Here is a 3323-nt window from a genome sequence, read left to right on the forward strand (position 1 = left end):
GCACTTGGACATGAGGTGAGGCTCATATCTGCCCGCTCGGTACGCCCCTTCGTACTTCGGAACAAGACTGATGCGGCCGATGCGCGAGCGATCTGCACTGCTGCTCAACAGCCAGAGGCACGTTTCGTTGCCGTCAAAAGCGAAGCTCAGCAAACCGTTTTGGCGATACATCGGGTACGAGCTCAATTGATGAAGTTTCGCATTATGCAAACCAACGCGTTGCGCGGCTTGCTCTATGAATTCGGTGAGGTCCTGCCGGAAGGTTATCGGGCCTTCAGCAAAGTGTTTCCAGCCGCGCTTGCACGCGCTGCTGAACGCCTTCCAGCCATGCTCATTGACAGTTTAAGGGAACAATGGGCTCGCGCCCAGGATACTGATCGAGAGATGGCTGTTCTGGAGCGGCGACTTGCGAGCTTGTTTCGTGACAACCCGGACTGCCAGAAGGTTGCCGATATTCCCGGCGTTGGGCTTTTAACTGCAACAGCAACGGTTGCGGCGATAGGCGACGTACGCACGTTCAAATCCGGTCGCGAGTTCGCGGCTTGGCTGGAGCTCGTGCCACGACAGTCTGGCACCGGTGGTCGGGTTCGGCAGATGGGTCTGAGCAAGCGGGGCGACACTTATTTACGCACGCTGCTAATGCACGGTGCCCGCTCCGTGATCATTCAAGGCAAACGATCCGATTGGGTTGACGGTTTGCTCAAACGTAGACCATTTAACGTAGCGGTTGCCGCTGTCGCCAACAAGTTGGCAAGAACCATCTGGGCAGTGCTGGCGCGACCAGAAAAATATCAGGCTTCGCCCACTGCAACGGCTTAGACGTTACGATTCACAACATTCACAACTTCTTCAAGGAGCGCAAGCAAGTGCTGCATGATGGCTAACAGGTTGGACCGGGGCGAGGAAAACCCGATAAGGAAGATGAACCATTGCGTTCGATTTGCAGATGAGGACCTCGCCAGCGAATTCCATTAGGGCCAGCAGGCAGATACCAGCCTGCACAAAGGGGCCGGACATAAGCGTGCTGCCTAAACCTGCCAGTCAACATCGTGGAACTGTTTGCAATCCGGGAGGCGTCCACATAAGAGCTTCCTTAACTTTTGGAGAAATCTGTTTACATCCTGTCTTTTGCGGAAATTCAGGATGCCAGGTTAATGCTCAGCGATGACCAATACGCGCGGATTGCCCAACTGCTGCCTGGCAAAGCCACGGATGCGGGTCGAACAGCGGCGGACAATCGACAGTTTGTCGAGGCGGTGCTGTGGATTGCTCGCACCGGCAGCCCATGGCGTGATCTGCCTGCTGATTTCGGAGCTTGGAACAGCGTGTACAAACGCTTCGCCAGATGGTCTCGCGCGCAGGTGTGGCATACCGTATTTGTTGAGCTTGCGGGCGATGCCGACTTCGAGGAGGTCTTCATCGACAGCACCATTGTGCGGGCGCACCAGCATGCCGCCGGCGCGCCCAAAAAAATGGCGATCAGGCGATCGGCCGCTCGCGTGGCGGATTGACCACCAAGATTCATGCTCTGGTCGATGGATTGGGCATGCTCGCACGCTTTCGGCTGACCGGCGGTCAGGCGGGCGACAGCCCCGAAGCGCTGCCTTTGCTCGACGATCTGATACCCGCCAGTCTGGCTGCCGACAAAGCCTACGCTTCGAACGCGATCCTGCAACATCTGGAATCGACGGGTATTCAAGCCGTCATCCCCAGTCGCGCCAATCGCCTTGACCAACGCCCTTTGGACGAGCATCTCTATGCCTCACGAAATCTGGTCGAACATTTCTTCTGTCGCATCAAGCAATTCCGTCGAATCGCCACCCGGTACGACAAACTCTCCGAGCGCTTCTCGTCATTCGTTGCGCTCGCCGCTGCATTCATCTGGATCTGCTAATTGTCAACACGCCCTAGCAACGCAATGCAACGGGCGGGCTTATTGCGCGCTTACAACAGATCGAGAGCCTCATTGACATAAAAGGTTATCGATCAGCGCTTCCCTAGCCGTTCGTCGTCGCTTGAGCTTAGCTTGCTGTCAGTCCGGTGCGCCGCCCGCGTCACCGACGCTCGTTGGCGACCGCGCATTTTTGTCGCCCGCGTACTGGCGCAACATTTTTTCGCTCGCGCGGAACGCACGTGCAGAGGGTGCCCGCCGTGCGGTTTTCAGGCTGCGCGCCGGCTGCCCAGCGCCCACACCCCCACTATCACGAGAAAGATCGAGCACGAGGCCCATTGGGTCATTACGCTTGACCACGCCAATGCCGGATCGGAGGTCGCCTCTGTATGTCCGGCCAGATGCAGGAGCATGCCGGGCGGGAGCTTTAGCTGCCTTTCCACGAACCACCACTTGAGCGTCAGGGCGATCGACGCCAGTCCGCTGCCGATCAGAACGGTGCCGATCAACGGGTCGCCAGCCGGGCGGGACGGCCGCGACGCGAAGCATTGGGCGAGGTATGCGACGGCCGCGCCATTGACGAGCGCCGAGAGCATCACAAACCACCACGGAAAGCGCAGGCTGATCGCCACCATGAAAACGATCACCGTAAGCACCTGCGGCCATACCCGGCGCATCAGGGCTGTGCCGATTGCTTTCAGCCCGTTCGGTTGCTCGCTCATCGCTCGTTGTCCTGGAAAGCATCGCCTTCGCAAACGGGTTAGTCATCATGCAGGCGACCAGCGGGACGCCCGTCGTCATGATCATGATCAACGAACATGGGTGCCCCCGATCATCGTGGAAGGGTTGTGTGTTTCACCCGAAGTGCGGCGAGAATGCCCCTCAGGATATCGATGGGCGGCGGTGGACAACCCGGTATGGTGACATCGACGGGGAGCAGGTTCGACAGCGGCCCGCATACCGCGTAACTGCCCTTGAAGATGCCGCACGTGGAGGCGCACTCTCCGGCCGCGACGACCAGCTTGGGATGGGGCGTTGCTTCGTACGCCCGGCGTACCGCTTCCTTCATGTTCAGCGTGAGCGGGCCGGTGATCAGCAGCATGTCCGCATGGCGGGGGCTGGCGACGAACCGGATACCCAGACCCTCGATGTTGTAGTACGGGTTGTTGAGCGCCTGGATTTCAAGTTCGCAGCCGTTGCAGGAGCCCGCATCGATCTCGCGGATGCAAAGCGCCCGGCCGAGCACGTCGAGTATGTCCTGCTGGATCCGCTGGCTTTCGGTGCGCCAGGCGTCATCGCCTTCGGGCACGCGCTCATCAGGAGTGTCGGTTCGCGCGATCTGTTTGAGTAGTTGCCACATTACAGGTCGTGTCCCGCGTAGCTCAGATTGAACGATTTGTTGATCAGCGGGAAATCGGGAACGATATTTCCG

The 3323-nt window shown here is 58.9% G+C and carries 4 protein-coding genes; 2 read left to right on the plus strand and 2 right to left on the minus strand.

Annotated elements, in window-relative coordinates:
- Both AWB67_RS35340 and AWB67_RS35345 read left to right on the plus strand, forming a co-directional pair.
- The coding region (locus tag AWB67_RS35340) for an IS110 family RNA-guided transposase (protein WP_087660544.1) at positions 1-819 on the plus strand (819 nt) is incomplete at its 5' end.
- Between the two features lie 335 nt (positions 820-1154).
- A protein-coding gene (locus AWB67_RS35345) for an IS5 family transposase (protein WP_374729774.1) occupies positions 1155-1894 on the plus strand; the annotation gives its coding sequence in 2 pieces (ribosomal slippage) (positions 1155-1460 and positions 1463-1894; 738 coding nt in all).
- A gap of 266 nt (positions 1895-2160) precedes the next feature.
- Here AWB67_RS35345 and AWB67_RS35350 read toward each other — a convergent pair.
- Positions 2161-2613 carry a hypothetical protein gene (locus tag AWB67_RS35350; protein ID WP_235007895.1) on the minus strand — a complete coding sequence of 151 codons (453 nt, stop codon included), beginning with the start codon at positions 2611-2613 and terminating at the stop codon, positions 2161-2163.
- A 110-nt stretch (positions 2614-2723) separates the two neighbouring features.
- Positions 2724-3251, minus strand: coding sequence for an NADH-quinone oxidoreductase subunit B family protein (locus tag AWB67_RS35355; RefSeq protein ID WP_087660543.1), 528 nt, complete (start codon positions 3249-3251; stop codon positions 2724-2726).
- Positions 3252-3323 lie beyond the last annotated feature (72 nt).

It is taken from the genome of Caballeronia terrestris (genome assembly GCF_001544515.1).
Taxonomy (GTDB): domain Bacteria; phylum Pseudomonadota; class Gammaproteobacteria; order Burkholderiales; family Burkholderiaceae; genus Caballeronia; species Caballeronia terrestris.

What these genes read in the sequence shown, in the direction of transcription:
- AWB67_RS35350 (WP_235007895.1), bottom strand. Translation starts at nt 2,613, where the DNA reads ATGAGCGAGCAACCGAACGGGCTGAAAGCAATCGGCACAGCCCTGATG.
- AWB67_RS35355 (WP_087660543.1), bottom strand. Translation starts at nt 3,251, where the DNA reads ATGTGGCAACTACTCAAACAGATCGCGCGAACCGACACTCCTGATGAG.